The following is a 4,414-nucleotide window of genomic DNA, read 5'->3' as shown; positions in this document are numbered from 1 at the left end:
CACCTCGACTGTCGAGGTGACCCTTCATGGCCCCTCGGCGCGTGGGCCGCCGGGGCGACACCCGTCTCGCCCGGCGGCGCCCGGGGAACCCATCACCGAGCGGCCGGGAGAGCTTGCCCTCGCGCGTCACGACGTTATGGTGGGTCCGATCGACCGGTCGCGGGCCCCCGGCCCGGGGCGCCCGGACGGGCGTCGGGAGGGAGTCCGCGAGCGCACACACCCCCGACCCAGGAACCCCCATGTTGCAGTCACTCCACGACAAGCTGGGCCTGCGGACGTCACCCGTCATCTTCTTCGGGTCGATCGCGCTCACCGCAGCCTTCATCATCCTGACCCTCGCCTTCCCCACGACCATGGCGTCGACCTTTGCCACGGGCGCCGACTGGATCATCGAGAACCTGGGGTGGTTCTACATCCTGGGCGTGACGGTCTTCCTCATCTACCTCGTCGTGACGGCGCTCAGCCGCTTCGGCCGCATCCGCCTGAGCCCGCGGGACGAACCGCCCGAGCACAAGTTCCTCGTGTGGTTCAGCATGCTCTTCGCCGCCGGCATCGGGTCGATCCTCATGTTCTGGGGCGTCGCCGAGCCGGTGAACCACTTCGCCAACCCCCCGATGGCCGACGTCAAGCCCCAGTCCGACGACGCCGCCCGGGAGGCCATCAGCTTCACCCTCTACCACTTCGGGCTGCACACGTGGACGATCTTCACGCTGCCCTCGCTGGCGTTCGCGTACTTCATGTACCAGCGCAACCTGCCGCCGCGGGTTTCCTCGTTGTTCCACCCGCTGCTGGGTGACAAGGGCATCCACGGCCCGGTCGGCAAGGCCATCGACATCGTCTCGATCGTGGGCACCCTGTTCGGCGTCGCCCTGACAATCGCCCTGGGCACGCTGCAGATCAACGCCGGCCTGGCACGGGTGTTCGGCATCGACCAGAGCGCCCTGAGCATCGCGCTCATCATCGGCGGAGTCACCCTGATGGCCCTGGCCTCCGTCATGGCGGGCCTCGACAAGGGCATCAAGATGCTCTCCAACGCCAACATCCTCGCCGCCGTCCTGCTGATGGTCTTCATCGTGATCAGCGGACCCACCCTCTACCTGCTCAAGGGCGCCGTCGAGTCGGTGGGCCTGTACGCGCAGCGCCTGCCCTACCTGGCCTTCTGGAACGACGCCTTCGGCGACAACCCGGGCTGGCAGCAGAGCTGGACGATCTTCTACTGGGCGTGGACCATCACGTGGTCGCCCTTCGTGGGCATCTTCATCGCCCGCATCTCCCGCGGCCGCACCATCCGCGAGTTCGTCTTCGGCGTGCTGGCCGCCCCGGTGACCTTCTCGGTCGTCTGGTTCGGCATCTTCGGGTTCGCCAGCTTCGACATCATCGGCGGCAAGGACGGTGGCAAGCTGGTCACCTCGGTCCTGGAGCAGGGCCCCGAGGTGGCGCTGTTCGAGTTCCTCGACCACTTCCCGCTGGCCTCGGTGGTCTCGGTCCTCGCGGTCGTCATCGTGGTGCTGTTCTTCGTCACCTCGATGGACTCGGCCTCGCTGGTCATGGACTACATGGCCCGCGGCCACGACGAGGACGACCGCTCCCCGGTCCTCCAGCGCGCCCTGTGGGCCGTCGCCACCGGTGTGGTGGCCGTGGTGCTGCTGACCTACAACCCCGATCCCGACAGCGACGTCATCGCGGCCCTGCAGGACATCATCACCATCGTGGGCCTGCCCTTCTTCGTCATGGGCTACCTCATGATGTGGGCCCTGAACCGCGCCATGCGCGAGGACGCCGGCGAACTGCTGCCGCTGGCCACCAAGCGGTGGCGCAAGGTGCTCCCGCCCGAGGAGGCCGAGCGACGCCGCCAGGAGGGTGACGAGGAGGCGTGGGACACCACCGAGGTGGAGCACGACCCGCACTACACCACCGAGGACGGTTCCACCATCGCCGCGCCGGAAACGGCGGCCTACGTGGCCACCGACCTGCGCGACGCCGACGGCAACGAGGCGTTCACCACCGAGGACCAGCAGGTGGAGGGCGCGCACCGCATCTGATCGCCTGCTCAGATATGGTGCGCGGGTGACTTCGCGCCCCGTCTCCCGCCGCTCCGTCCTGACCGCCTCCGCGGCAGCCGCCGCCACCGCCCTCGCCGGGTGTGGACTCTCCACCCCCGGCGGGGGCGGTGGCACGTCCGGCGCCCCGTCGGGCAGCGGCGGGGGCGAGGGCGACCACCCCGCCCTGGTGGTGGCCGGCACCGAGGAGCTGGGCGCCTTCAACCCCATCTCCGGCCACGGCGAGCAGGGCGGCACCGCGCTCTACGAGGGCCTGCTGCGCCTGCGCAGCGACGACCCCGAGGCCCTGCCGACCATGGAGCCCGCGCTGGCCGCCGAGGAGCCCACCGTGAGCAAGGACCAGCGCACCTGGCGCGTGCCGGTGCGCCAGGGGGTGCGCTTCCACGACGGCAGCGAGCTCACCGCCGAGGACGTGGTGGCCACCTACCGGGCGCTCCTGGACCCCGAGTCCGGCAGCGAGGCCGCGTGGGCCTACGACATGGTGAGGACGGTGGAGGCCGAGGGCGACGAGGTGGTCTTCCACCTGGAGTACCCCTACGTGGACTTCCCCAGCCGGATGCTGCTCGGCATCGCGCCGAAGGCCAAGTTCACCGGCGGGCCGGCCACCGAGTCCCCGCTCAACCGGGAACCCGTGGGCACCGGGCCGCTGCGCCTGGTCTCGCTCAAGCCCCACGAGGCCACGCTCGAGCGCTTCGAGGACTACTGGGGCGAACCGTCGGCCGTGCCGCGCCTGACCATCACCACCGTGCTGGACGAGGGCACCCGCGCCCAGCAGGTGCGCGCCGGCGAGGTGGACGGCACCGTGCTGCCGCCCAAGCTGGCGCAGGCCACCGCCGACGCCGCCGACCACCTGCAGCTGGCCGTGGCCAAGACGGCTGACTGGCGCGGCGTGAGCTTCCCCGAGAAGGCCGCCGTCGCCGCCACCCCGGAGCTGCGGGTGGCGTTGAACCTGGCCGTGGACCGGCAGGCCATGATCGATGCCGTGCTCGGCGGCCGGGGCACGCCGGCCGCCACCCCCGTCTCGGCGGTGTACGGCGACGCCTACGAGGACCTCGCCTACGAGCACGACCCCGAGAAGGCCAAGCAGGTGCTGGAGGAGGCCGGGTGGGCCCCCGGCGAGGACGGCATCCGCACCAAGGACGGCGAGCGGGCCGGGTTCACCCTGGCCTACGACCCCAAGGACTCCGTGCGCCGCGACCTGGCGGTGGCCTTCGCCGAGGACCTCAAGAAGGTGGGCGTCGAGGTGACGCCCAAGGGCATGACCTGGGACGAGATCGAGCCGGTCTACCGCGAGATCGGCATCCTGCTGGGTGGCGGCGACAAGCCGTACAGCATCGACAGCCAGGTGTTCGGGCAGCTGCACACCCCCATGAAGGGCGCCGCGTTCTTCTACAACCCCGGTGGCCAGGGCAGCGACGAGCTGGACGCCCTGCTGGAGAAGGCCCGCCGCGCCACCGACGAGACCGAGCGCAACCGCCTCTACCGGGACGTGCAGAAGAAGACCTTCGAGGACCCCAACGGCGTCTACTTCATGTTCCTCGAGCACACCTACGTGCACGACCCGCGCGGCTACGACACCGGCAACCTCGTGGTGGAGCCGCACGCCCACGGCGTCTCGTGGGGCCCGTGGTGGAACGTCGGCCAGTGGACGTGAGGCGGTGACGCTCTCCCGCATCGGCCGGATGACGGTGCGGCGCCTGGCGTGGTCGGTGCCCGTGGTGGTGCTGGTCTCGCTGGCCGTGTTCGCCCTCGCCGCGGCGAGCCCCCTGGACCCGCTGGAGGCGATGCTGGGCGACCGCTACCAGCGCCTCACCCCCGAGCAGCGCGCCCAGATCGGGCACGCCTCGGGCATGGACGCCCCGTGGTGGCAGGCCTGGTGGTGGTGGCTCGGCGACCTGCTGCAGGGCGACCTGGGGTTCTCGCACGTCTTCCGCCAGCCGGTGGCCGAGGTGCTCGCGCAGCGCGTGGGCTGGACGGTGCTGCTCACCGTGCCCGCCCTGCTGCTGGCCCTGCTGCTGGGGCTGGTGGGCGGCGTGGCCGCCGGGCTGCGTCCGCGCTCCTGGTGGGCGCGCACCGTGGCCGGGGTGGCGATGGTGCTGCAGGCCCTGCCGCCCTACGTGCTGGCCCTGGTGGGTGTGCTGCTGCTCTCGGTCACCTGGGGGCTGCTGCCCACCGGTGGCATGGGGCGCCCCGGCGAGGCCGTCACCGCATCGGGCCTGGTGCGCCACGCGGTGCTGCCGGTGACGGTGCTGGCGCTCAGCCAGGTGCCGTGGCTGCTGCTGGCCGCCCGGGAGTCGGTGGTCGAGACCGCCGCCTCCGATGCGGTGCGCGGCGCCCGGGCGCGCGGCCTCTCG

At 71.4% G+C, this 4,414-nt stretch carries 3 protein-coding genes; all 3 read left to right on the top strand.

The window, feature by feature from the left end:
* Window positions 1–239 precede the first annotated feature (239 nt).
* On the top strand, window positions 240–2,042 hold the full coding sequence (locus tag HMPREF3099_RS07425) for a BCCT family transporter (RefSeq protein ID WP_070705398.1): 1,803 nt from the start codon (window positions 240–242) through the stop codon (window positions 2,040–2,042).
* 25 nt (window positions 2,043–2,067) lie between these two features.
* The gene (locus tag HMPREF3099_RS07420; protein WP_070705397.1) at window positions 2,068–3,714 is read left to right on the top strand and encodes an ABC transporter substrate-binding protein; all 1,647 of its coding nucleotides are present in this window, start codon (window positions 2,068–2,070) and stop codon (window positions 3,712–3,714) included.
* A gap of 4 nt (window positions 3,715–3,718) precedes the next feature.
* On the top strand, window positions 3,719–4,414 hold a 696-nt coding region (locus HMPREF3099_RS07415; protein ID WP_070705396.1), incomplete at its 3' end, for an ABC transporter permease subunit.

It is taken from the genome of Kytococcus sp. HMSC28H12, from assembly GCF_001816045.1.
GTDB classification, from domain to species: Bacteria; Actinomycetota; Actinomycetes; order Actinomycetales; family Dermatophilaceae; genus Kytococcus; species Kytococcus schroeteri.
This window is presented reverse-complemented; position numbering and strand designations above follow the sequence as displayed.